At 58.3% G+C, this 23199-nt stretch carries 21 protein-coding genes; 9 read left to right on the forward strand and 12 right to left on the reverse strand.

Features of this window, described 5'->3' with window-relative positions; all coding sequences use genetic code 11:
* The first annotated feature begins 83 nt into the window (after nt 1-83).
* The gene (locus BM152_RS11135) at nt 84-2549 is read left to right on the forward strand and encodes a calcium-binding protein (protein WP_066601122.1); all 2466 of its coding nucleotides are present in this window, start codon (nt 84-86) and stop codon (nt 2547-2549) included.
* A 106-nt stretch (nt 2550-2655) separates the two neighbouring features.
* On the opposite strand, the gene nqrM is transcribed toward BM152_RS11135, so the two are convergent.
* Complete coding sequence (gene nqrM, locus BM152_RS11140) at nt 2656-2892, reverse strand: (Na+)-NQR maturation NqrM (protein WP_066601125.1); 237 nt, start codon at nt 2890-2892, stop codon at nt 2656-2658.
* Nucleotides 2893-2928: 36 nt separating this feature from the next.
* Nucleotides 2929-3960, reverse strand: a complete 1032-nt coding sequence (locus tag BM152_RS11145; protein WP_066601127.1) for an FAD:protein FMN transferase — start codon at nt 3958-3960, stop codon at nt 2929-2931.
* A 169-nt stretch (nt 3961-4129) separates the two neighbouring features.
* Between BM152_RS11145 and BM152_RS11150 the strand changes: the two genes are divergently transcribed.
* Genes BM152_RS11150 through nqrF form a run of 6 tightly spaced genes read left to right on the forward strand, consistent with a single transcriptional unit; the run spans nt 4130 to nt 9980 of the window.
* Nucleotides 4130-5473, forward strand: coding sequence for a Na(+)-translocating NADH-quinone reductase subunit A (locus tag BM152_RS11150; protein ID WP_066601130.1), 1344 nt, complete (start codon nt 4130-4132; stop codon nt 5471-5473).
* A 4-nt stretch (nt 5474-5477) separates the two neighbouring features.
* Entirely contained in the window at nt 5478-6677 is a 1200-nt protein-coding gene (locus tag BM152_RS11155) for an NADH:ubiquinone reductase (Na(+)-transporting) subunit B (RefSeq protein WP_066601132.1), read from the forward strand.
* A complete protein-coding gene (locus BM152_RS11160) occupies nt 6670-7482 on the forward strand; it encodes a Na(+)-translocating NADH-quinone reductase subunit C (protein ID WP_066601133.1) in 813 nt (270 codons plus the stop codon). Before BM152_RS11155 ends, BM152_RS11160 begins: the two co-directional genes overlap by 8 nt.
* Nucleotides 7482-8135 carry an NADH:ubiquinone reductase (Na(+)-transporting) subunit D gene (locus BM152_RS11165; RefSeq protein WP_066601134.1) on the forward strand — a complete coding sequence of 218 codons (654 nt, stop codon included), beginning with the start codon at nt 7482-7484 and terminating at the stop codon, nt 8133-8135. The genes BM152_RS11160 and BM152_RS11165 overlap by 1 nt, the downstream gene beginning before the upstream one ends.
* Nucleotides 8135-8743 carry an NADH:ubiquinone reductase (Na(+)-transporting) subunit E gene (gene nqrE / locus BM152_RS11170; protein WP_066601138.1) on the forward strand — a complete coding sequence of 203 codons (609 nt, stop codon included), beginning with the start codon at nt 8135-8137 and terminating at the stop codon, nt 8741-8743. The genes BM152_RS11165 and nqrE overlap by 1 nt, the downstream gene beginning before the upstream one ends.
* Before the next feature lie 13 nt (nt 8744-8756).
* Entirely contained in the window at nt 8757-9980 is a 1224-nt protein-coding gene (gene nqrF, locus BM152_RS11175) for an NADH:ubiquinone reductase (Na(+)-transporting) subunit F (protein ID WP_066601142.1), read from the forward strand.
* A gap of 137 nt (nt 9981-10117) precedes the next feature.
* On the opposite strand, the gene arfB is transcribed toward nqrF, so the two are convergent.
* From arfB to BM152_RS11205, 6 genes are all read right to left on the reverse strand, one after another.
* Nucleotides 10118-10534 carry an alternative ribosome rescue aminoacyl-tRNA hydrolase ArfB gene (arfB, locus tag BM152_RS11180; protein ID WP_066601144.1) on the reverse strand — a complete coding sequence of 139 codons (417 nt, stop codon included), beginning with the start codon at nt 10532-10534 and terminating at the stop codon, nt 10118-10120.
* A 241-nt stretch (nt 10535-10775) separates the two neighbouring features.
* Entirely contained in the window at nt 10776-11417 is a 642-nt protein-coding gene (locus BM152_RS11185; protein WP_066601146.1) for a queuosine precursor transporter, read from the reverse strand.
* Nucleotides 11418-11580: 163 nt separating this feature from the next.
* A complete protein-coding gene (locus BM152_RS11190; protein ID WP_074914214.1) occupies nt 11581-12459 on the reverse strand; it encodes an esterase-like activity of phytase family protein in 879 nt (292 codons plus the stop codon).
* On the reverse strand, nt 12432-13340 hold the full coding sequence (gene mepA, locus BM152_RS11195; RefSeq protein ID WP_066601149.1) for a penicillin-insensitive murein endopeptidase: 909 nt from the start codon (nt 13338-13340) through the stop codon (nt 12432-12434). The genes BM152_RS11190 and mepA overlap by 28 nt, the downstream gene beginning before the upstream one ends.
* Nucleotides 13333-14715 (reverse strand): MFS transporter, encoded by a 1383-nt coding sequence (locus tag BM152_RS11200; protein WP_066601151.1) that lies wholly within the window; start codon nt 14713-14715, stop codon nt 13333-13335. Before BM152_RS11200 ends, mepA begins: the two co-directional genes overlap by 8 nt.
* Before the next feature lie 95 nt (nt 14716-14810).
* Nucleotides 14811-15344: an acyl-CoA thioesterase gene (locus BM152_RS11205; protein WP_066601242.1), complete on the reverse strand. Its 534-nt coding sequence runs from the start codon at nt 15342-15344 to the stop codon at nt 14811-14813.
* 129 nt (nt 15345-15473) lie between these two features.
* Here BM152_RS11205 and BM152_RS11210 point away from each other — a divergent pair, with 129 nt between their 5' ends.
* Together BM152_RS11210 and recQ are read left to right on the forward strand one after the other, a co-directional pair.
* A complete protein-coding gene (locus BM152_RS11210; protein ID WP_066601153.1) occupies nt 15474-15761 on the forward strand; it encodes a YggT family protein in 288 nt (95 codons plus the stop codon).
* A gap of 73 nt (nt 15762-15834) precedes the next feature.
* A complete protein-coding gene (recQ, locus tag BM152_RS11215) occupies nt 15835-17874 on the forward strand; it encodes a DNA helicase RecQ (RefSeq protein ID WP_066601154.1) in 2040 nt (679 codons plus the stop codon).
* 18 nt (nt 17875-17892) lie between these two features.
* On the opposite strand, the gene BM152_RS11220 is transcribed toward recQ, so the two are convergent.
* The 4 genes from BM152_RS11220 to BM152_RS11235 all read right to left on the reverse strand — a co-directional run bounded on the left by BM152_RS11220 (nt 17893) and on the right by BM152_RS11235 (nt 23069).
* A complete protein-coding gene (locus tag BM152_RS11220; protein WP_066601156.1) occupies nt 17893-20058 on the reverse strand; it encodes an ATP-binding protein in 2166 nt (721 codons plus the stop codon).
* Between the two features lie 273 nt (nt 20059-20331).
* Complete coding sequence (locus BM152_RS11225) at nt 20332-21075, reverse strand: metallophosphoesterase family protein (protein ID WP_066601158.1); 744 nt, start codon at nt 21073-21075, stop codon at nt 20332-20334.
* Between the two features lie 12 nt (nt 21076-21087).
* On the reverse strand, nt 21088-21927 hold the full coding sequence (fghA, locus tag BM152_RS11230) for an S-formylglutathione hydrolase (protein ID WP_066601163.1): 840 nt from the start codon (nt 21925-21927) through the stop codon (nt 21088-21090).
* 11 nt (nt 21928-21938) lie between these two features.
* On the reverse strand, nt 21939-23069 hold the full coding sequence (locus BM152_RS11235; protein WP_066601164.1) for an S-(hydroxymethyl)glutathione dehydrogenase/class III alcohol dehydrogenase: 1131 nt from the start codon (nt 23067-23069) through the stop codon (nt 21939-21941).
* Between the last annotated feature and the right edge of the window lie 130 nt (nt 23070-23199).

The raw sequence follows: 23199 nt of genomic DNA on the forward strand, positions 1-23199 counted from the left end.
GTCCAAAATATCACCACATTCCCACCTCTAAATCCTGTCGATAGATGTGCCACGTTCCATTTCGGGTAATGGAGTGGGGCAAAATGGCATTGTTCATTGGACAGGAGCACATCAGCGGCAATCTGGATGTATGGGATGCGACCGTCCCTTATCTCGTGATGCAAGGTTCAGAGCATGACACGCGGGTGACGGTCTATAGCGGGGCGAGCAGCACCTATCAGACATACAGGTCTGTAGGCGGGCAGCTCGTCGAATTTGAGGTCGGAAATGCGACACTGAATTGGGTCGGGCTGACGCTCAACGGGGAAAGCTATCTGTTGCCGGACTATGTGATGGCCGCTTTGGAAGGCCAGAGCGGCGCACAAGGCGAGTCTATGGTGACCAGCTATTCCGCTCTCAGCGGTCAGGAAAAAGATCGTATCCAACTGCTTCCGGTGACAATCGGAGGCACCGATCTGGTGATCGCCATCACGCCGGAGATGCCGGGTCTTTCCGTGCAGAAAACGGGCGAAAGCGGCTATGAGGAAATCAATTATGTTGCGGACAGTTCCACGCTGTTCCTGTCAGACCCGACGGCAGTGGCCACGCTTCATCTCGAAGGGAATTGCTATCTGGCAGTAGCCTCCGCCACAGAGGGCGCGGTTTCGGTTTTCCGGCTTCACGAGGATGGCGCACTTGATTTTGTCACGCAGGAAGATGTGGACATCGGCATCGCAACGCCCAATGTCCTGACAACGCTCACAATGCCCGACGACAGGGCCTATGTGTTGTTGGGCGGCTATGGGTCGGGCACGATCACGGTCTATGAAATGGCCGCGAATGGCACCCTGTCGACGACCGATCACATTCTGGACGATCTCACCACACGATTCGGCGGCATTAGTGTTTTGAAGTCCATCGTGGTCGGAGAGAATGTCTATGTCATCGCGGGCGGAAATGATGGGGGTTTGTCGCTTTTCACCCTTCTCCCTGACGGAAACCTCGTCTTTCTTGAGCAGGTTGTGGATAGCGATGCGCTGGGGCTGATGAACCTAAACGCTTTGGACGTGCGAGCAAAAGGGAACCTGATCGAGATATTTGTCACATCATCTCACGAAGCGGGGCTAACGCAGCTCACTGTTGATCCGTCCGCGAGACCGATTGTACTTGGCACCGAGGGAAATGACGCCCTGCAAGGCACCAACGGTTCGGATATTATTTATGATGCGGGTGGTGAGGACAGGCTGACGGGCAGTGCCGGGGCGGATTGGTTCGTTCTGACATCGGACGCGGCACCGGATCGAATCGTGGATTTTGAACTCGGTGTGGATCTGATTGATCTATCACTTTGGTCGGGTCTCTATACCACTGACCAGCTTGAGTTGACCTACACATCTACCGGTATGGAGATTCGTTATGGCGCGGAAACCGTCGTGGTTGAAACCCATGACGGGTATGGATTGACCCCGCTGGATATCGAGAAAGAAAAGATTTTCAACATACCCTTTTGGGAATCGGACGAACTCACGCCGGTTTCCACCGTGGATCGGGCGGACCCTGACGAAGAGGTAGAGGCAGATGAGAGCAAGGGAACCAATGGCCCCGACACACTCATAGGCACGCCCGGTCAGGATGTCTTGGAAGGCTTTGCCGGAGACGACCACATAGAAGGCCGTGGCGCAAATGACCTCATCTATGGCGGCGATGGCAATGACTATATCTCCGGCGGGAATAGTGTCGATGTCATTTATGGCGGCGTCGGAGATGACGTGATCTATGGCAACACCGGCTTTGATGAAATCTACGGTGGTGACGGTGACGATTATATCAGCGGCGGTGATGCGGGCGACAGGCTGTATGGTGGTGACGGGGATGATGAAATCATTGGCCTGTCCGGTCTGGATTTCATCGACGGCGGTGCGGGAGATGATGAACTCTACGGCAGTCAGGGTCGGGACACGATTTCAGGCGGGGATGGCGATGACTGGATAAGCGGAGGAAGTGCCGCCGACCAACTCTATGGCGGGGATGGTGATGACGTAATTTACGGCAACGAAGGCATAGATAGCATCTTCGGCGGTTTGGGCGATGATTATATCGCAGGCGGCTCTGGGGGAGATGTGATCTATGGCGAAGAGGGCGATGATGAGATCGTCGGCAATATGGGGCTTGATCAACTCTACGGTGGCGCGGGCGACGATATCCTGCGCGGCAGCACGGGGGATGACGAGCTTTACGGCGGCACAGGTGCAGATCGTCTCTACGGCGGCAATGGCGCGGATATTCTGTCAGGTGGAGAGGGGGATGACGTGCTGATCGGCGGCAGTCATGCCGACACCTTTGTGTTCGAGGAGGGCCATGGTGCCGATCAGATTCGCGATTTCGAAAGCATCGACATTCTCTCCCTAAGCTCGGAATTGACCGATGGGCGGACGGATTTGTCCGCCATTTTAAAGACTTTCGGAGAGGTGACAGAAGACGGCTATCTGCTGGATTTCGGATATGGCGACACCATTCTTTTTCAGGGAGTCGATCATATGTCGCAAATTGAAAATATGCTGATATTTTAAGATATTATGGGCAGGTTTAGAGACGTTTTCCACGCCATGGTTCATTCATCTTAGGGAGACGAAGCAGCGCAAAACATCTTTGAAAACTGGCCTATGGAGACAGGCGCTAGGCTTCGGTTTCCATATTTTCGAGCATCTTGCGCGCCCGCGGGCACTTCAGGCGTTCACGCAAGGGGCTGTCGGGGTCGATTTCCTTGTTGCAGACAAGGCAATGGTCTGCGTCGGAGATCGCGTTCAGGCCACCGCAGCTTCCTTTGATCGTCCGCCCGCTGAACATGACGCCAAGCGCCATACCGGCCATTACGATCAAAAGAATCCCGAAGGTGAGAATGAACGTCGACATGAATCGACTCCCAGAAGTTTAAGTACCCGTTACAGATCACGCGGTCAGCGCGGTGAACTTGTCGGAGGCGTAGCTCACACGGCCATGTTCGCCGTCTTTCACGGCGTGGTCAATGAAGAGCACCGCGAGATCACGTTGATTTGCGATTTCGAGACCGCGTTCGCTACCCAGCACCAGAAGGGCTGTGGCCCAAGCATCGGCCAGCATGGCATTTTCCGTCATCACGGTCACAGAGGCTGTGTTGTGCGTGACAGGGCGGCCTGTGGTCGCGTCGATGATGTGCGAGTAGCGCTTGCCGTCAAAGTCGAAGAAATTGCGGTAATCGCCCGAGGTCGCCATGCCCATGTCGGAAATGCCGACAACTTTCGCTACACCGCGATCAAAGGCTTCCGGCGTTTCGATGCCGATTTGCCAAGCCTTGCCCTCAGGGTTGCGGCCTGCGGTGTAGAGATCGCCACCGATTTCAACCATGTAATCGGTGATACCGAAGCTCTTGAGCGTGCGGGCCACCTGATCGACGCCGAAACCTTTGCCGATTGCAGAGAGATAGACTTCCGCCCCGTCGTTCAGCTTTTTCAGGGCGCCATTCTCGACTTTCAGAGCGCGTGACTGACCACAGCAGGCCATAGCGTCTGCAATCTGCGCATCGCTCGGCGCATCTGCACGCGTACCATGTGCGCCAAAGCCCCACAGATCAATGAGCGGGCCAACCGTGACGTCGAAACGCCCGTCGGTTGCTGCGTTCACATGCTCGGCGGCGAGCATGACATGCTCCAACTCGGGCGAGACGGACACGCTGTCGCCAGCGGCGGCGGCATTGAAGCGGGAAATCTCGGAGGAAGCATCCCAGTTCGACATCTGGGTGTTGACCTCGGCCAGCGCCAGATCAACGGCCTTTTGCAGCTCTGCTTTGTTCACGTCTTTGGTGTGATCAACGGCCGCGATGGAGTAGCTCGTGCCCATCGTCAGTCCGGTGAGTTCCAGAACAGACCAGCCTTTCTTGCAGGCGGCCAGACAGAGCGGCATGACCATGAAGCTACGGCGAGAAAGGAGAAGAGAGTTGGACAAGGGTCTGCTCCACTTAAGCTGCGAAGTTACAAAATTAGGTATTGCGCATGCTTCTGCGGCAGATTGGCATGGGTTTCAACACAAAATTTGAAGAACTGCACCGCGAAGTCTTCCAAACCGCGCCTTGGTGTCGCATAAGGTAGCCGAATTTTGGACAGGACAAGAAGACGTGCAGCAACATGTGTTGAAGAAAGGTCTCGACGTTCCGGTGCTGGGTGCACCCGACGCCAGGATCGACGATGCAGCAACGGTCCGAACCGTGGCCATACTTGGGCAAGACTACCTTGGGCTTAAACCGCGCCTTGCGGTTGAAGAGGGAGATGTCGTTGCCGCTGGTGCTCCGATTCTGGCGCATAAGGACACGCCGGACGTGAAAGTGACCGCGCCGGTTTCCGGACGAATCAAAGCAATCAATCGCGGCGCTCGTCGGGTTTTGGTCTCTGTCGAGATCGAGGTGGATCCCGCAGCGGCCGAGCCGGTTGATTTTTCACAAATTGGTGACGATCATTCCGCCGACGGTATTGTGCAAAAACTGTGCGCTTCCGGTTTTTGGACGTCGTTCCGCACGCGGCCCTATTCCAAGGTGCCCGCGCTGGAATCGAGACCTGCCGCGATCTATGTGACCGCGATAGATAGCGAGCCGCTTTCGGGCGATGCCGCGCAGATCATCAATGAAGACGCCGAAGCCTTTGCTCGCGGCCTGTCCGCTGTGGCGGTGCTCACGGAGGGCAAGACCTACCTCTGTCAGGAGATCGGGGCCGATATTCCGGGCGCTGACCTTGACGGCATCACGCCAGTCGGCTTCTCCGGTCCGCATCCTGCAGGGCTGGCCGGTACGCATATGCATTTCCTTGAGCCGCCCTCGGCGTCCAAGACGGTTTGGACCATCGGCTATCATGATGTGATCACCATCGGGAAACTGATGCTCACAGGCAAGCTGGATTCGAGCCGTATCATCGCGCTGTGCGGCCCCATGTGCTCCGATCCGCGTCTCGTCCGCACAGTGTCGGGCGCGTCGATGATCGATCTTTGCGGCGATGACCTGAAAACGGACACACCCATTCGCGTGATCTCCGGCTCGATCCTGAGCGGGCGCGCGGGTGAGGGGCAAACGGGTTATCTCGGGCGTTATGCCCGCCAGATCACTCTGATCGAAGAAGATCAGAAGCAGATCCCGATGGGCTGGATTCGTCCGATGCCGTCGAAATACGCGTTCCAACCGGTTCTTGGCTCGGCTTTCTCGAAAAAGCTCTATGCCCTGACTTCGAACCTGAACGGCGGGCGTCGTGCGATGGTGCCGCTGGGCACGTTCGAAGAGCTGATGCCGCAGGACTTCCTGCCGACGCAACTGCTGCGCGCGCTTCTGGTGATGGACACGGATCAGGCGCAGGCGCTTGGTGCGCTGGAACTGGACGAAGAAGATCTCGGGCTGTGCGGCTTTGCCTGCCCGGCAAAATATGAATATGGCCTCGCACTTCGCGACAGCCTCACCAAGATCGAGAAGGAGGGGTAAGGCTTTGGGTCTTCGCAATTTCTTCGACCGGATCGAACCGCACTTTGTTAAGGGCGGGAAGTATGAGAAATATTTTGCCATTTACGAGATGGTGGAAAGTTTCATCTATACGCCGAAAACGGTCACCACCGTCGCGCCTCACGCGCGATCTTATATCGATATGAAGCGGATCATGACCTATGTGGTCATTGCAACGATCCCCTGTATCCTGTTCGGCCTGTATAACACCGGCCTTCAGACCAATCTGGCGATTGCCGAATACGGCCCGTCGGGCTGGCGCGCTGCGGTGATCGAGGCATTGGGCATCGGTTTCAACCCGAACAATGTGCTGGCCAATATGGCGCACGGGCTGATGTATTTCCTGCCGATCTATATCGTGACGCTGATCGCGGGCGGGATTTTCGAAGTGATCTTCGCGGTCGTGCGCGGCCATGAGGTGAACGAAGGTTTCCTCGTGACCTCCATGCTTTACACGCTGATCATGCCCGCCTCCGCGCCGCTCTGGCAGGTCGCATTGGGCATCATCTTCGGTGTCGTGATCGGCAAGGAAGTCTTTGGCGGCACGGGGAAGAACTTTCTCAACCCCGCACTGGTGGGTCGCGCCTTCCTGTATTTCGCCTATCCGGCCTATATGTCAGGCGACTCGATCTGGACGCCCGTTGACGGCTTTTCCGGCGCAACCGCACTGGCCATCGGGGCGTCCGATGGTGTCAGCGCATTCGCAGCACATGGCATCAGCTGGATGGACGCTTTCGTGGGCACCATTCAGGGGTCGTTCGGGGAAACCTCGACCATCGCCTGTCTGATTGGTCTGGCCTTCCTTCTGTTGACCAAGATTGCAAACTGGCGACTGATTGTCGGCTGTATGCTGGGGATGATGGCCTTTTCCGGTCTGCTGAACCTGATCGGCTCCGACACGAACCCGATGTTTGCCATGCCGTGGTATTGGCACCTCGTGACGGGCGGCTTCGCCTTCGGTCTTGTGTTCATGGTGACCGAGCCTGTTTCCGGCGCACATACGAACACAGGGCGCTATATCTACGGTGCGCTGATCGGCTTCATGGTGGTGATGATCCGCGTGGTGAACCCGGCCTTCCCCGAAGGCATGATGCTTGCCATCCTGTTCGGCAACGTGTTTGCCCCGCTGATCGATTACTTCGTCGTGCAGGCCAACATCAAACGGAGGGCCAAGCGCAATGCCTGAGGGAACTGAAAACAAAGGCCTCATTCGTCGTTTTCTGGATGCGCCGCCGGACAGTGTTGGCAAGACGATTTTCGTCGCTGTCGCGCTCTGCCTTGTGGCATCCATGATCGTGTCGGCGGCCGCAGTGGCGCTGCGTCCGGTTCAGGAAGAGAACAAGCTGCGCGACAAACGCATCAACGTTCTTCAGGTCGCGGGCGTCTATGACGAAAACGTGCCGGTGAATGACGCGTTCGAAGCTTTCGAGCCGCATGTGCTTGATCTTTCCACGGGCGAATTCACCGATGCTTTCGATCTGGACGAGTTCAATGCTCTTGCCGCGAAAAAGGACCCTTCAATCATGCGGCCGCTCGACGACGACCCTGCGGGTCTGGGCGGTCAGATGCAGGTCTATCGTCTGGTCTATCTCCTGCGTGACGGGAATGGCGAGATCGACAAGGTGGTCTTGCCGATCGAGGGCTACGGGCTTTGGTCCACGCTCTACGGCTTTATCGCGCTGGAAGAGAACGGCAACGACATCTTTGGTCTGCAATTCTACCAGCAAGGTGAAACGCCCGGCCTCGGGGCCGAGGTGGACAACCCCCGCTGGAAGGCGCTTTGGAACGGCAAGAAGCTCTTTGCCGAAGATGGTGATCTTGCCATCACTGTGGCAAAAACGCCCCCGCCCGAAGGCACCGATTACCATGTGGACGCACTTGCGGGTGCGACCCTGACGTCGCGCGGGGTGGACAACCTTGTCCACTTCTGGATGGGGCAGGCCGGCTACGGCAGCTTCCTTGAGCATCTGCAAGCAGGAGAGGTGAACTGATGGCACAGACATACCGTTCGCAACTGATCGACCCGTTGGTCGACAACAACCCGATCACTTTGCAGGTTCTGGGCATCTGTTCCGCGCTTGCTGTGACCTCTTCGATGCAGGTGGCTTTCGTCATGGCGCTTGCTGTGACCTTGGTGACCGGCTTTTCGTCGATGTTCATCTCCATGCTGCGCAACCAGATCCCGAGCTCGATCCGGATCATCGTGCAGATGGTCATCATCGCCTCGCTCGTGATCCTCGTGGATCAGGTGCTCAAGGCCTATGCCTACGAAATCTCGAAAACGCTGTCGGTCTTCGTCGGGCTGATCATCACCAACTGTATCGTGATGGGGCGCGCCGAAGCCTTTGCCATGAAGAACCCGCCGATTGCGAGTTTCATTGACGGTGTCGGCAACGGGCTTGGCTACGGGCTGTTGCTCATGGTCGTCTCCGTGATCCGCGAACTGTTCGGTTCCGGTTCGCTGTGGGGCATCACCATCCTCAAAACCGTGAACAACGGTGGCTGGTATGTGCCCAATGGCCTGCTGCTTCTGCCGCCGTCGGCGTTCTTCGTGATCGGGCTGATCATCTGGGCCGTGCGCACATGGAAGCCGGAACAGGTCGAAGAGCGTGAATATAAAATCCAGACGGTGGAGGGCCACTGATGGAAGGTCTCATTTCACTGGCGGTCAAAGCCGTCTTTATTGAAAACCTCGCCCTGTCGTTCTTTCTCGGCATGTGCACATTCCTCGCCGTGTCGAAAAAGATTTCGACGGCGATGGGCTTGGGTATCTCCGTGATGGTGGTGCAGGCGCTGACCGTGCCAGCCAACAACCTGATCCTGACCAAACTGCTTGCGCCCGGTGCGCTTGCATGGGCGGGCTTCCCCGATGTCGATCTGACCTTCCTTGGTCTGATCTCCTACATCGGTGTGATCGCCGCCTTGGTGCAGATCCTCGAAATGGTGCTCGATAAGTATTTCCCGCCGCTCTACAACGCGTTGGGTGTCTACCTTCCGCTGATCACCGTGAACTGCGCCATTATGGGTGGCTCTCTGTTCATGGTGGAACGCGGTTACAACTTTGCCGAATCCGCCACCTACGGGTTGTCTTCGGGCTTTGGTTGGGCGCTTGCCATCACCGCGATGGCGGGTGTGCGCGAAAAGCTGAAATACTCTGACATCCCCGACGGGCTTCAGGGTCTCGGCATCACCTTTATCACCGCGGGTCTGATGGCTATGGCCTTCATGTCCTTCTCCGGCGTGAAACTTTAAGGGGGCCGGACTCATGATGACATTCAGTCTGGGCGTTGTCCTTTTCACTCTGATCGTGATTGCGCTTGTGGCGGTTATTCTTGTCGCACGCTCGAAACTCGTCAGTACGGGCAACGTCAACATCACCATCAACGGCGAAAAGACGATCACCGTCCCCGCCGGTGGCAAACTGTTGCAGACGCTTGCAGCCGAAAAGCTCTTTGTGCCTTCGGCCTGTGGCGGCGGCGGCACCTGTGCGCAATGTCGTGTGCGGGTGAAGTCAGGCGGCGGGTCGATCCTGCCGACCGAGGAAAGCCATATTACCAAACGTGAGGCCGCCTGTGGCGACCGCCTGTCCTGTCAGGTGGCTGTGAAGCAGGACATGGAGATCGAAGTCCCAGAAGAGGTCTTCGGCGTCAAGAAGTGGGAGTGCACCGTGCGCTCGAACCACAACGTGGCGACCTTCATCAAGGCGCTGGTGCTGGAACTGCCCGAAGGCGAGGATGTGAACTTCCGCGCAGGTGGCTATATCCAGATCGCGGCTCCGCCCCACAAACTGTCCTACAAGGACTTCGATATTGAAGAAGAATATCGTGCCGACTGGGACAAGTTTAACCTCTGGCAATATGAATCCGTTGTCGAAGAGCCGATCGAGCGCGCCTATTCCATGGCAAACTATCCGGATGAAAAGGGCATCATCATGCTCAACGTCCGCGTAGCCTCGCCGCCTCCGGGCTCTGAAGGCATCCCGCCGGGTCAGATGTCCTCTTACATCTTCAACCTCAAACCCGGTGACAAGGTCACGATTTCCGGTCCGTTCGGTGAATTCTTCGCCCGCGATACGGATAAGGAAATGGTCTTCATCGGTGGTGGGGCCGGTATGGCGCCGATGCGGTCGCATATCTTCGATCAGCTCAAACGCCTGAAGAACAAGGATCGCAAGATCACCTTCTGGTATGGTGCACGTTCGAAACGCGAGATGTTCTTTGTCGAGGACTTCGACGAGCTGGCCAAGGAGTTCCCGAACTTCACATGGCATGTGGCGCTGTCGGATGCTCTGCCCGAAGATGACTGGGGCGGTTACACCGGCTTCATTCACAACGTGCTGTATGAAGAATATCTCAAGAACCACCCCGCACCGGAAGATTGCGAATACTACATGTGTGGTCCGCCCATCATGAACCAGTCCGTGATCAACATGCTTCTGGATCTTGGTGTGGATCGTGAAGACATCATGTTGGATGATTTCGGGGGCTGATCTTTATCTGGCAGGGTTTCAGACTTGCCGATAAAACCCCGACACAAAAATCGGCCAGACCCTGTTTTGCGGGGGCTGGCCGAAATGCGTTTAAGACGGATGGAATTGAGGAAGCGCCGGCGATTCGGCGTGTCAGATCACTCCGGTTTCCCGCGAAGTTTCTTGACCTCGCTGCGCACTTTTTTGGCCTTGATCCGCCGCTCGATACTGCCGCGTGTCGGTTTCGTCTTGATCCGGCGTTTGGGTTTCTCGGTGGCTTTGCGGATCAGATCGGCCAGACGCTCCCGCGCAATCTCGCGGTTGCGGGCTTGGGAGCGGGTCTCCTCCACCTGAATGATGATCGCCCCGTCCTTGGTCCAGCGCCGCCCCGCCAGCCTGCGCAGACGGTGCTTGACCTGTTCGGGCAGGTTCGGAGAACGCGCCGCCTCGAACCGCAACTCAACAGCGGTGGAGACTTTGTTCACATTCTGCCCGCCGGGACCGGAGCTTCGCACGAATTGCTCGGTCAGTTCCCAGTCAGCGATGGTGATTTGTTCTGTAACGGTCAGGGGCATGGGGCATCTATACAGCAAAGGAAAAGGGCTGCCAGATAAAGCAGCCCTCCGAGATCTCAGGAGATGGGCCAATTAGGAAGCCCAATCAGGAGTGTTTCACACTAGATTGTTCCTCTAGGTGGCGGCCCTCCCGACTGTCTTGACCTCGCTCTCCAACATCACTCTAGACACTGGACCACCTCCTTTCGATGAATTGCCGATAGGTTCATGGTGGCACAGATTTGGTATATGGCAAGTAAAATTATACCATACGTGCTGTCAGTCGCTTAACAATTAGGCGGAAAGGCACGAGCGCGATCAAAGCAAGGGCGAGTTTCACACCCCAATCGGCCACCGCGAGCGAGACCCAGAGCGGCACAGGCGCGCCGATATAGAGGAAGGGAACAGCATCCCACGCCCATGACACTTCCATATCGGCGTTTTCTCCGAAAATGGTGATGCTTTGCGAGAAGGCGATGCCAAAGAAAATTGTCGTATCGAGCGCAGAGCCGATGATGGAGGAGGCAAAGGGCGCCTTCCACCATGAGCCGTTGCGCAGGCGGTCAAAGACAAAGACATCGACAAGCTGGGCGATAAGGAAGCCCGTAGCGGATCCGGCCGCGACGCGCATGGCAACGGCCTGATAGCTATAGCCGTCACCTTGCAGGGTGATCTGTGTCCCGATGAGGGAGCAGACAATCCCCGTGACAAAACCCGCAAGGATGACTTTGCGCGCGGCGGCGACGCCATAAACGCGGTTCATCACATCGGTGACGAGGAAGGCGAAAGGATAGGTGAATGCGCCCCATGTCAGCAGCCCATCCATGATGAGGAACTGAACGAGGATATTGGAAGCCACGACAATGGCGGCCATGGCAAGGATGCCAGGAAGAAGACGTTTCATGATGTACCCGTTTTTTATCGAAGGTGACGGCAACTCGGCCCCGAGCGGGGCGATGTGGGCGTTTACCCGCCGCACGCGGGCAAATCAAGACTAAAGCGGTGCGCGAAGATGTGGCATGATTGGTGGAAGGTCGCGCACAGCTATGGTCCGACCGCTTGTTGCGCTATTCGATAACGCGGTAATCGACAAATTCGGTGCGCTGGAAAAAGCGGAAATTGTTGTCCGACACCAACGTCAGCCGGATCCCCGTCTCATCCGCCCAGACCGCGATGCCTTCGAGGTTGTCATGGGTGGCGGTGAGTGTGCGCAAGAGCGTGACTTCGTTCTCCGGTCCCTGCGGGCCAAGATCAAAGCGCCGCACGCGGGTGGCAAACCCCAATCCGGTGAACCAGCGTTCTAGCAGGTAAAGACGCCCGTCCGGTCCGATGTCGAGACCTACGGGCAGGAAATCCGTGTCTTCGTCACGTGGGATGGACCATGAGGCATCCCATTGCCCGTTCATATAGCGATACAGAGGAAAAGGCCGACCAACCGCGCCGGAGCGTTCGGGAAGGGTGTAGATTGTGCCACTTGCGTCCACAGCCACGCCTTCCAGCGAGGAGTTGTTCTGCATCTTCTCGAAATCGGGATGTTTCGGCAAATCGGTCAACCGTCCCGTGTCGAGATCAAGCTGCGCGATCCGGTGGATACCTTCAAAGCTGACATAGGCCTTGCCGTCCATTGACAGGGCAAAGCCTTCGGAATCCGCCTCGAACCGTTTCAACGTCCCGCCATCTTGCGCCGAGAGCGGGATGCCCTTTTCCAGCGTGACGCCGGAGACCACACCCTTTTCGTTGCGCGTGAGTGTGCCGGTGAAAAACTTGGCACGATCCGACAGCGCCACAAAGCTGCGCCCGTCCTCGGAGAGTTCAAGGCCGGACAGCCCCCCCACAGAGGCGTCATCCGAGACCCATGTATGGGAGCCCAGAAGACGCGCCTCGGTTGCAAGAGACGGGCTGGCAAGAAGGCTCGCGATCAGCGCGAGGACAAGACGGCGGAGCATTGCGCAGGCAAGGTGGCAAGAGTAATCGGCGGCTTGGGTTTGGCCGGTTTCGCATTGGGATCGGGCGGCGGTGGGTTGAGGATGTTATTCACCCAGTCCTGCGCATCGTCACACCCGTCTCCGGGGGGTGGCGGGGCTTGATCCACACAGGAGGAATCGCCCTTCGGGCAGTTCAGCCGCACATGGAAATGGTAGTGATGCCCCCACCAGGGCCGGATTTTCCGGAGCCAGCTTTTGTCGCCCGTCTCGTCCTTGCACATCTGCACTTTCGCGCCGGGGAACACAAAAATACGCGCCACACGCGGGTCGGAAGCGGCGGCTTTGAGGATTTCGTGATGCGCCCGCGTCCAGTTGTCGTTCACATAGGCCCCTGCGGCGCGGCGTGTCGAAATGGACGAGAGGCTCTCGCGCTCCGCCCGTGTGAGATCAAGCTGCGTTGCAGGCAGCATCCAGATATCGGCATCCAGCCCGATCTGGTGGCTCGCATGACCCGAGGACATCGGCCCGCCACGCGGCTGGCTCATGTCTCCGATATAAATGCCCTTCCAACCCGGCTGTGCGGCGGCTTTGCGCGACAGGTCTTCGAGAAAATCGACCAGAACCGGCTGACCCCAGTTGCGGTTGCGCGACAAACGCATGGCCTGCCATGTCGGCCCGCTCTCCGGCAGCGCCACAGCACCCGCCAGACAGCCTTTGGAATAACTGCCAAAAGACTCCGACGTGTGGGACGACGGCGTGGCCACCGGTCCGAACAACAGCTTGGCCGGCCTCTGGTCCGAGGAAGACACCGACACTTTCGGCACGGCGGCAACGTCTTCTTTCTCGCTGCCGACGCAGCCAGCCAATGCCAGAACCAACGCGACGCTCAACCATTTACGCATTTTCAGAAACCTTTGTGCCTTCAGGATGAACCCACGCTAACAGCACCAGCCCCACAATGAAAAGGGCGATCAGCGGGGTGATGCCGAGTCTCTGGGAATTGGTCACATCCGAGGCCAGTGCAATCAGTCCCGGTGCCAGAAAAGACGTCGCTTTGCCGGACAGTGCATAAAGTCCGAACGCTTCGGTCACACGCGCAGGGTCGGCTTGCCGCACCATCATTGTGCGTGACGCGGACTGGATAACGCCGGACACCGCGCCCAGAACCGCACCGCAGATGTAGAAGGCAATATCGGGCAGATGACTTGTGGTCTCGACCGTCTGGAACAGGACGCTCTCGCGGGAGATGGTCAAAATGACCAGACAGACCGAGATCAGCACCAGAATACAGAAGATAATCACGGGTTTCGGCCCGAATTTCTGATCCGCGAATCCGCCAGCAAAGGTGAAAACCGCACCGGTGAAAGCGGCCAGAATACCGAACACGCCGATCTGCACCACGCTCCATTCCAGCGCGCCGAGCGCATAGATGCCGCCGAAGGTAAACACACCGTTCAGGGCGTCGCGGTAAAACATCGAAGACCCGAGAAAGGCAAAAAGCGAATGACGCGACGGCAGGCTGCGCAGGGTTTTCGTCAAATCGCGCATCCCGTTTTTGACCGAACGGGCCATCGGCACGCTCTTCGATGCCGGCTCGCGGACCCACAGGAAAAACGGGATCATCGACAGCACAAACCACAGCGCCACAAACGGCCCGACAAAACGGGTGCCTTCGCGCATGGCCGGATCAAGCCCGAACAGCGGCGCATGACCCAAAAGCGTGACTCCGTCGGCATTTTCGGAAAACAGCAAAAGCATGATGACCAACGCGACAATCCCGCCGACATAGCCCCATGCCCATCCGTTGCCGGAAATCTTGCCGATCTCTTCACGCGTGCCGAGCGCAGGCAGAAGCGCATTGGTGAAAATCGTGGTAAATTCGACCCCGATCAGGCCCAAACCGAAGAAAACGAGCACGAGCATGGTCGGGAAATTCTCGGGCGAGGCCATCCAAAGTCCGGCTGATCCGATCACATAGAGCACCGAAAACAGCCATATCCACGGCATACGGCGCTTGCTCTCATCGGCAATCGCCCCGAGGATCGGCGCACTCACGGCAATCATCAGTCCCGCCACCGTCAGTCCATAGCCCCAGATCGACTGGGCCTCGGCTTTGGCGTGGGCCGCATCCATACCGCCCGCCATCAGATGCGCGATCACTTGTTCTGCAAAATAAGGCCCGAAAATGAAGGTCAGGATCAGCGTATGAAAGGGCTGCGTTGCCCAATCATACATCATCCAGCCCCAAATGCGTTTGCGGTGACTTGGTTGGCCCATGACCTTTGCCCTTTTTCCTCGGTTGAGGCGATAGAACAGGGAATGTGCCATCTGTGCAATGGTTAAAGCCTTGTGCAAAAGGCATTAACCAAGGTTCACCGCACCGGTGGCCAAGGTCGTGTATTGTCCGCGTCGATCCAGTTTTGCACCCATTCCGGCAAGGGCGGGCTTTCAATGCCGGGTTCGAGCCGCTCCAGAAGCTCTTTCGGAGGCACCATTTTGCGCTTCTTGATGACCGCGCCGCGCAGCAGAATGTGATTGCAGCATTCGCCCTTCTGGTCCCACATCGACTGTTCGATATAGAGGAACTTGTCATCAAACCCGATGGGGCTGGTCACCATGTCCACGGTCTGAAAGGTCGTCACGCGCCGCCGGTAGCGCACGGACGCGCCCGCCACGGCCATGCCATAGCCGCCGTCCTTGGCGGCCTTCGCGGTGCCGTTGCGGATCGACATCGGCACACGTCCGAGGTCAAAGATTGTTAAGGTTCTGCCGTTATTCAGTTCGAGCCAGAGGTCAATGTCCCACGGCATACAGATATGCCGCGAGTGATGTGGCTCGAAGAGACCAAGTTTGGGGGCGTTTCGGACTTTCCACGCCTGATAGAACATGCGGATGAATGGATACATGCGCGCCAGCATGTTGCTGCAGGCGCAAAGGTCAAGAGGGAACGTGGCGGCACGGCCATCCTCACCCTTGTGCGTGGAGGGCAGAGACCTTAGGTGAATGACGACTGACAATTTGGGAATCTGAAAAATATGCTGTCTTTGATGCAAATCCTGCTGATGATCCTCGGCGTCGTGAAATTCGTCATGATCGTTCAGATCATCATGAGTTGGCTGATCAATTTTCAGGTTCTGAACGTGCGTCAGCCTCTGGTCTATCAGATCTGGGAAGGTCTCTCGCGTCTGCTTGAGCCGATCTATCGCCCGATCCGCAAAGTCCTGCCGCCGATGAGCGGGCTGGACCTTGCGCCGCTGGTGGCCTTTATCGCGATCTATGCGATCGAGCGGATCATCTACAACAATATGGGCATGTTCTACTAAGCCATCCCTGCGTAAACGCCCTTGAGCCTCGCGCCCCTGCGTGCGATTCTGCTCTCAACAAAAAAGAGCAGGCATGATGGACACTCAGGGGCTTTTATCCTCCGTTTTCGGATTCGACGGGTTTCGTCCCGGTCAGGAAGAGATCGTGGAGGCGGTCGCTGCGGGCCGTGATGTGCTTGCCATCATGCCCACGGGGGGCGGCAAGTCGCTTTGTTTTCAGCTTCCTGCGCTGATGCGGGACGGTTTGACCGTGGTGATTTCCCCGCTCATCGCCCTCATGCGCGATCAGGTGCAGGGGCTTCAGGCCGCCGGTGTCGCGGCGGGTGCGCTGACCTCCGGCAATACCGAAGAAGAAAACGACGCTGTCTTCGCTGCGCTGACTGCAGGGGAGCTGAAACTGCTCTACATGGCGCCAGAACGTCTCGCATCCGGCGGGACATTGCCGCTGTTGCGGCGTTCGAATGTCTCTCTGATCGCTGTGGACGAGGCCCATTGTGTTTCACAATGGGGCCATGATTTCCGGCCCGACTATCTGCGCATCGGTGATCTCAAACGGGCGCTGGGCGTGCCTCTGGCCGCTTTCACCGCCACCGCCGACGAGGAAACGCAGGCCGAAATCGTGCGGCGTCTCTTTGACGGGGTGCAGCCCGAGAGTTTCCTGCGCGGTTTTGACCGTCCGAACATTCACCTCGCCTTTGCGGTGAAAGACAGCCCGCGGCGTCAGATCCTCGGTTTCGCGGCGGCGCGCAAAGGCCAGTCCGGCATCGTCTATTGCGGCACACGGGCCAAGACCGAGAGCCTCGCCAAGGCTCTCTCGGACGCCGGTCATCTGGCGCTTGCCTATCACGGCGGGATGGAGCCCGACCGCCGCCGCGAGGTCGAGCGGCGTTTCCAGCAGGAGGACGAGTTGATCGTCGTGGCCACGGTCGCCTTTGGCATGGGGATCGACAAGCCGGACATCCGCTGGGTGGCGCATGCTGATCTGCCCAAGAGCGTCGAGAGCTACTATCAGGAAATCGGGCGTGCGGGACGTGACGGTGCGCCCGCGGAGACGCTGACGCTTTTTGGCCCCGACGACATCCGTTTCCGCCGCACACAGATCGACGAAAGCCTCGCCCCGCCGGAGCGCCGCGCCGCAGATCATGCGCGGCTGAACGCGCTGCTCGGCATTGCGGATGCGCAGGTGTGCAGGCGTCAGACGCTTTTGAAATTCTTTGGCGAAGAGACCTCGCCCTGCGGCCATTGTGACCTTTGCGACACCCCGCCGGAGCTGTTCGACGGCACCACGGCGGTGCGCAAGGCGCTCTCTGCCGTTCTGCGCTGCGATCAGGGGTTTGGCGCGGGGCATCTCATTGACGTGCTGATGGGCAAAATGACCGACAAGGTGCGCCAGTGGAACCACGACCAGCTTTCGGTGTTCGGCATCGGCAAGGAATATGACAAGCGCCAGTGGAACGCGATTTTCCGGCAGATGATGGGCGCGGACCTTCTGCGTCCCGATCCGGAACGCCACGGTGCGCTGTATATGACGGAACCGGCCATGCCGATTCTCAAAGGCGAGGCGGAAGTGACCTTGCGCAAGGATACGCTTGCGAAATCGCGCAAGGGGCCGGTTGCCAAGGCGCTGGTTTCCGAAGAAGACGCGCCGCTTTTGTCCGCGCTCAAGGCCAAACGCCGCGCACTGGCCGAGGAGGCGCGTGTGCCCGCCTATGTGGTCTTTGCCGACCGGACGTTGATCGAAATGGCCGAAAAACGGCCGCAGACGCTGGACGATATGGCTCGTATCGGTGGTGTCGGTGCGAAAAAGCTGGAGCGTTACGGCGCGCTGTTCCTCTCTGTCATTCTCGGTGCCCCCGCGCCACAGATGCACCCCGCCCGCCGCAAACTTGCGGGCTCCGGCGGGGGCGATCTTTTCGACCGTTTGCAGGGGATTCACAATGATCTCACGCGCGGCGATTGCGGGACGCTCAAACCCATGAGCCTCACCCCCGCGCAGATCACCAAGATCGTGAAAATGCGCCCCGCAGATATGGCCAGCTTTGCCCGACTCGTCGGTGAAAAGCCCGCCGAACACTTCGGCCCCGCGATGATCGAGGCTATTCGCGCCGCCTGACCCGCGCCTGTTGCCAAACTATTCTCCGGCCATCACCTCCACGGGCTGCTCCGGTAGGACCGGACGGCATCCATCGGGGCGTTCGGCGAGAATCCGGTCAAGAATCGCGGCTTTGCGCAGGGGTTTTGTCATGTAGTGATCCAGTCCCGCCGCAAGAATCTCCGTATCGTCGCCTGCCATCGCATGAGCGGTTAGCGCCACAATGGGCACATGGGCGCCGCTTTCCTGTTCAATCGCGCGGATTTGCCGTGTGGCCTCCTTGCCATCCACTTCGGGCATGGAAATATCCATAAAGATCATGTCGGGCCGGAAGGTTTGATACAGGTCCACCGCCTCGCGCCCGTTATTGGCAAAGCGCAAATCGATGTCGAGCGCCTTGATCATCTTGCTGAACACAAGCTGGTTCGTCTTGTTGTCCTCCGCCGCCAGAATACGCATCACACGTCCGCCCCTGTCCTCTTGCGCGGGCGGGGACACGGGCAGAAGCTTGGAGAGGGCTTGCCAGAGATCGGCCCTGAGCAGTGGTTTTTGCAGGATCGTGACGCCGTCCATGTCGAGCCGTTCCGCCTTTGTCGGCCCCGCAGTCATCAGCACCACAGGGGCCGAAACCCCGCGGGCGCGGAGCGTGGAGATGGTCTCTTTCAGATCGGCGTCGGGCAGTTTGGCATCGATGAGATAGACGTGGAAATCAAGCGCGGAGGCCAGAACATCGTCAGCAGAGGAAAAGGGCGACACGTCAAAGCCCAAGGCGGTGAGGTGTTTCTCAAGGATCAGCGCATGGGCATGGATATGATCGACAAGCGCGGCTTTGTGCATCCATGTGGGCAGGGCAGGGGTTGCCTCCTCCTCCACCACATCCATCGTCAAGCGGAAGCCGAAACAGGAGCCGATGCCCTCCTCGCTATCCACCCAGATCTCGCCGCCCATCAGCTGCACAAGCTGGCGGGTGATGGCGAGGCCCAGTCCGGTGCCTTCAAACTTGCGATTATGGGCGCCTTCGACCTGATTGAACTCGCCAAAAACATGCTCGATCATATCGGGCGCAATGCCGATGCCGCTGTCCTCGACCGAAACATGGATGCGCTGGCGTGTGCTGTTTTCCTCGGGCAGGCCGACGACCCGCACAATCACATGACCTGCGGGGGTGAATTTCACCGCATTGCCGATCAGGTTGGTCAGGACCTGCCGCATGCGTCCCTGATCGCCCATGAAAACGGTCGGCATGAACATGTCGTAGTCGATGATCAGATCGACTCCCTTTTGCGCGGCTGTGGGCTGTAAAAGCATCATGACGTCCTGAATACAGCGTTCCAGATCAAAGGGTTCGGGATGCAGGGACAGTTTCGAGGCCTCGATTTTCGAATAGTCCAGAATATCGTTGATGAGGTTCAAAAGCGCCTCGCCGGAGGATTTGATCGTCTCGACATAGAGCGTCTGTTCCTCGTCGAGATCGGTGTCCGCCAGAAGGTCGGCCATGCCCACCATGCCGTTCATCGGCGTGCGGATTTCGTGGCTCATATTGGCAAGGAAGGCGGACTTGGCGCGGTTTGCGGCCTCGGCTTTGGAGCGTGCTTTTTTCAGCCGCCGCTCGTAGCGGATCGTCGAGGTGATGTTGAGGCCCAAAGACACCATATCCCCGTCCGAAGAGCGCCGGTCGACCAGTTTCACGAACTGGTTGTTCCAGAGCCGGATGGTTTGCGGATCGCGTGTGGGCGCGTGCCAGCGGGCGAGGGCGGCGTCGATAAAGGCGTCTCTTGTGGTCTCGCCGATGTCGATCAGCCCCTCTTCCACGGCGAGGCGGACGATGTCGGGATAGGCGATGCCGGGTTTGATATCTTCAAGCCCGTCGAAAACCCGCAGATAGGCGGAGTTCGCGGCGATCATGACATCTGACGGATCAAAGACTGCAAACCCGTCCTCGATGGTTTCAATCGAATCCCAGAGGCGGCGTTCGGCGATATGGACGGCGACTGTGGCCTTTTCGAGGTCCTGTTTTGTGCGCAGGTTCTCGTCGCGCAAGACCTCGGTCTCTTCGCGTTTGACGATGATCTGGTCCGATAGGGAGCGTGCGTGGCGGGAGAGCTTGCGATTGGCCTCAAACAGTTCCGCCTGTTTGAGTTCCAGCAACCGTTCCGCAGCGAGGCGGGCGCGGCGTTCCTGAGACAATCTATCCGACAGCGACATCTGGCCCTCTTCTCAAGCGCGTCCCGCACATTCTGGTTCCCAGATGTTCGGGCAACGCCGCACATGTTTCGATGTGGCGAGCTTTTCGCAATCAGCTTGTGTCAAATGCGGTGCGAAAGGCTTTCACCCCGCCCGATCCTCTCGGGCGTGCGCCTAGAGGATCAGAACAGGGTGAAAAGAGTCTTAAAGCGTGGCTGGAAATTGCCCGTCAAAGTGCGAGGCGGGCCGAAAACCTGCCTCGGCGCGGGCGAAAGGAGGCAATGGGCCTTCGTTTCAACCCGGATTGGCGTGGGTCAGATGCGCACGGCCTGTTTCGGTCACGATTTGCTCGTGGCTGTTTTCAATCACCAGAACCGTCAGCGGACGCCCGTAGCCTGCGCCCGTGTCAATGTCGATCCGGTTGCCGAAATGGGTGGCCTCGTCCAGCGCGGTGTGGCCATGCACCACGGTGAAGGGCAGCGGGCCGTGATAATCGAGCCAGCCTTCGCGGATCCAGATGAGATCATCTTCGGTCTGCCGCTCTACAGGCAGGCGCGGCTGGATGCCTGCGTGGACGAAAAGATAATCGCCCCAAGCATAGGTCAAAGGCGCGTTTTCGATGAAGTCGAGATGTGCTTCGGGCACGGCTTTGGCGGCGCGCATATGGGCGATCTCGAAGGCACCGTCTTCGGCCTCGACCCCGTAGGAAGCCAGTGTGTTTGTCCCGCCCAAGGCCGGATGCAGCCAGCTTTTGCCGGATTTGATGTGATCGTCATGGGCGATGCCGTGGCGCACGAAACGGGTGAACATGCGGTCGTGATTGCCACGGATCACCCGCCACGGTTTGCCCTCGTCGATGCCATCCATCAGATACTGGATGACCCCTGCGCTATCGGGCCCGCGGTCGACATAGTCGCCTAAGTGCAGAACCCGTGCGTCGTGGTCTCCGACACGTTCCTTGTCCGCGTCAATTCGTGCATGCGCAGCTTTGAGCATGTCGAGTTGACCGTGAATGTCGCCAATCGCGTAAATACGCAAGAGAGCCTCCTGTTACGATTTCATGCGGATCGCATGCCATTCGAGGTGGTCGCGCATGAAGGTGGAGATGAAATAATAGCTATGGTCATAGCCCTCTTGCATCCGAAGTGTTAGGGGCTGTCCGCTTTTTTCACAAACCTGTGTCAAAAACTCCGGTTTGAGTTGCCCTTCGAGGAAATTGTCGGCGCTCCCCTGATCGACGAGAATATCCGGCACACGCGCCCCGCCTTCGATCAGTGCGCAGGCATCGTATTGGCGCCATGTGGATTTGTCCGCGCCGATATAGCCTGTCAGCGCCTTCTCGCCCCACGGGCAGTTCAGCGGGCTGACAATGGGGGCGAAGGCCGAGACGGCCTTGTAGCGGTCCGGATTTCTGAGCGCGATGGTCAGCGCGCCATGCCCGCCCATCGAGTGCCCCATGATCGAGATGCGCTCCATATCGGCAGGAAACTGTGCACCGATCAGCGCGGGCAGTTCTTTCTCGATATAGTCGCGCATCCGGTAATGTTGCGTAAAGGGGGCTTCGGTGGCGTTCACATAGAACCCTGCGCCGAGACCGAAATCATAGGCCCCGTCGGGATCATCCGGCACACCTTCGCCGCGCGGAGACGTGTCCGGTGCTACGAAGATGAGGCCAAGCTCCGCACAGGCCGCGCGGAACTCGCCTTTTTCAGTGACATTGGCCTGCGTGCAGGTCAGGCCGGACAGGTAAAACACCACCGGAAGTTTCTCGCCCTCGGCATGGTCGGGCACGAAAACGGAAAACTCCATCTCCGTTCCGGTCGATGTCGACGCATGGGTATAGACCCCTTGCGTGCCGCCGTGGCTGCGATTCGTGGATTTTACCTGCATCGGATCACCTCTTAATATTCGATTACCGCACGGATCGATTTGCCTTCATGCATCAAGTCAAAGCCGTGGTTGATCTCTTCCAGCTTCAGCTTGTGCGTGATCATCGGGTCGATCTCGATCTTGCCGTCCATATACCAGTCGACGAATTTCGGCACATCCGTGCGCCCCTTCGCCCCGCCAAACGCCGTGCCTTTCCAGACGCGACCGGTGACAAGCTGGAACGGACGGGTCGAAATCTCCGCACCCGCAGGGGCCACGCCGATGATGACCGACACACCCCAACCACGGTGCGAACATTCCAGTGCGTCCCGCATCACATTGACGTTGCCGGTTGCATCAAAGGAATAATCCACGCCGCCGATCTGGTCCGCACCCTTCTTGGTGAGGTTGACGATCTCTTCGACCACCGTGCCGCCAATCTTCGAGGGGTTCACGAAATGGGTCATGCCGAATTTGCGGGCCATCTCCGCCTTGTCGTCATTCAGATCAACACCGATGATCATATCGGCACCAGCCATGCGCAGACCCTGAATGACATTGAGACCAATGCCGCCAAGACCGAACACCGCCGCTGTTGCGCCAATTTCGACGCCTGCGGTGTTGATCACCGCACCAATCCCCGTGGTCACGCCGCAACCGATGTAGCAAATCTTGTCAAAGGGAGCATCCTCACGCACCTTCGCCAGCGCGATCTCCGGCATCACCGTGTGGTTCGCAAAGGTGGAGCACCCCATGTAGTGATAGATCGGCGTGCCATCGAGCATCTTGAACCGCGTGGTGCCATCGGGCATCAGGCCCTGACCCTGCGTGTTGCGAATGGCGGTGCACAGGTTGGTCTTGCCCGACAGGCAGGAGGGACATTCGCGGCATTCCGGTGTATAGAGCGGGATCACATGATCGCCGGGTTTCAGCGTGGTGACGCCTTCGCCCACTTCCAGCACAACACCCGCGCCCTCATGACCGAGGATACAGGGGAAAATCCCTTCTGGATCGGCCCCCGAGCGGGTGAATTCATCCGTGTGGCACAGGCCGGTGGCCTTCACTTCGATCAGAACTTCGCCCTTCTTCGGGCCTTCAAGCTCCACTTCCATAATTTCAAGCGGCTTTCCGGCTTCAAGAGCGACGGCGGCTTTCGTTCTCATGGCGTGTTCTCCCGTTGCGGCGCTGGGCCGCATCTGCGTTTGTGTTTGGTCACATGACGTAAAACGAAGGGCCGCTGGTTTGTCCAGCGGCCCCCCTGATCGTTTTGTAAAAAACGCCTGTGCAATCAGA

The sequence above is a fragment of the Celeribacter halophilus genome, from assembly GCF_900114135.1.
Classification (GTDB): Bacteria; Pseudomonadota; Alphaproteobacteria; order Rhodobacterales; family Rhodobacteraceae; genus Celeribacter; species Celeribacter halophilus.

Coding starts and splice junctions, on each gene's coding strand:
- recQ (WP_066601154.1), top strand. CDS start 15,835: ATGATGGACACTCAGGGGCTTTTATCCTCCGTTTTCGGATTCGACGGG.
- BM152_RS11200 (WP_066601151.1), bottom strand. CDS start 14,715: ATGGGCCAACCAAGTCACCGCAAACGCATTTGGGGCTGGATGATGTAT.
- BM152_RS11220 (WP_066601156.1), bottom strand. CDS start 20,058: ATGTCGCTGTCGGATAGATTGTCTCAGGAACGCCGCGCCCGCCTCGCT.
- nqrE (WP_066601138.1), top strand. CDS start 8,135: ATGGAAGGTCTCATTTCACTGGCGGTCAAAGCCGTCTTTATTGAAAAC.
- arfB (WP_066601144.1), bottom strand. CDS start 10,534: ATGCCCCTGACCGTTACAGAACAAATCACCATCGCTGACTGGGAACTG.
- BM152_RS11160 (WP_066601133.1), top strand. CDS start 6,670: ATGCCTGAGGGAACTGAAAACAAAGGCCTCATTCGTCGTTTTCTGGAT.
- mepA (WP_066601149.1), bottom strand. CDS start 13,340: ATGCGTAAATGGTTGAGCGTCGCGTTGGTTCTGGCATTGGCTGGCTGC.
- BM152_RS11165 (WP_066601134.1), top strand. CDS start 7,482: ATGGCACAGACATACCGTTCGCAACTGATCGACCCGTTGGTCGACAAC.
- BM152_RS11135 (WP_066601122.1), top strand. CDS start 84: ATGGCATTGTTCATTGGACAGGAGCACATCAGCGGCAATCTGGATGTA.
- BM152_RS11235 (WP_066601164.1), bottom strand. CDS start 23,069: ATGAGAACGAAAGCCGCCGTCGCTCTTGAAGCCGGAAAGCCGCTTGAA.
- BM152_RS11210 (WP_066601153.1), top strand. CDS start 15,474: ATGCTGTCTTTGATGCAAATCCTGCTGATGATCCTCGGCGTCGTGAAA.
- nqrM (WP_066601125.1), bottom strand. CDS start 2,892: ATGTCGACGTTCATTCTCACCTTCGGGATTCTTTTGATCGTAATGGCC.
- BM152_RS11185 (WP_066601146.1), bottom strand. CDS start 11,417: ATGAAACGTCTTCTTCCTGGCATCCTTGCCATGGCCGCCATTGTCGTG.
- BM152_RS11190 (WP_074914214.1), bottom strand. CDS start 12,459: ATGCTCCGCCGTCTTGTCCTCGCGCTGATCGCGAGCCTTCTTGCCAGC.
- nqrF (WP_066601142.1), top strand. CDS start 8,757: ATGATGACATTCAGTCTGGGCGTTGTCCTTTTCACTCTGATCGTGATT.
- BM152_RS11205 (WP_066601242.1), bottom strand. CDS start 15,344: ATGTATCCATTCATCCGCATGTTCTATCAGGCGTGGAAAGTCCGAAAC.
- fghA (WP_066601163.1), bottom strand. CDS start 21,927: ATGCAGGTAAAATCCACGAATCGCAGCCACGGCGGCACGCAAGGGGTC.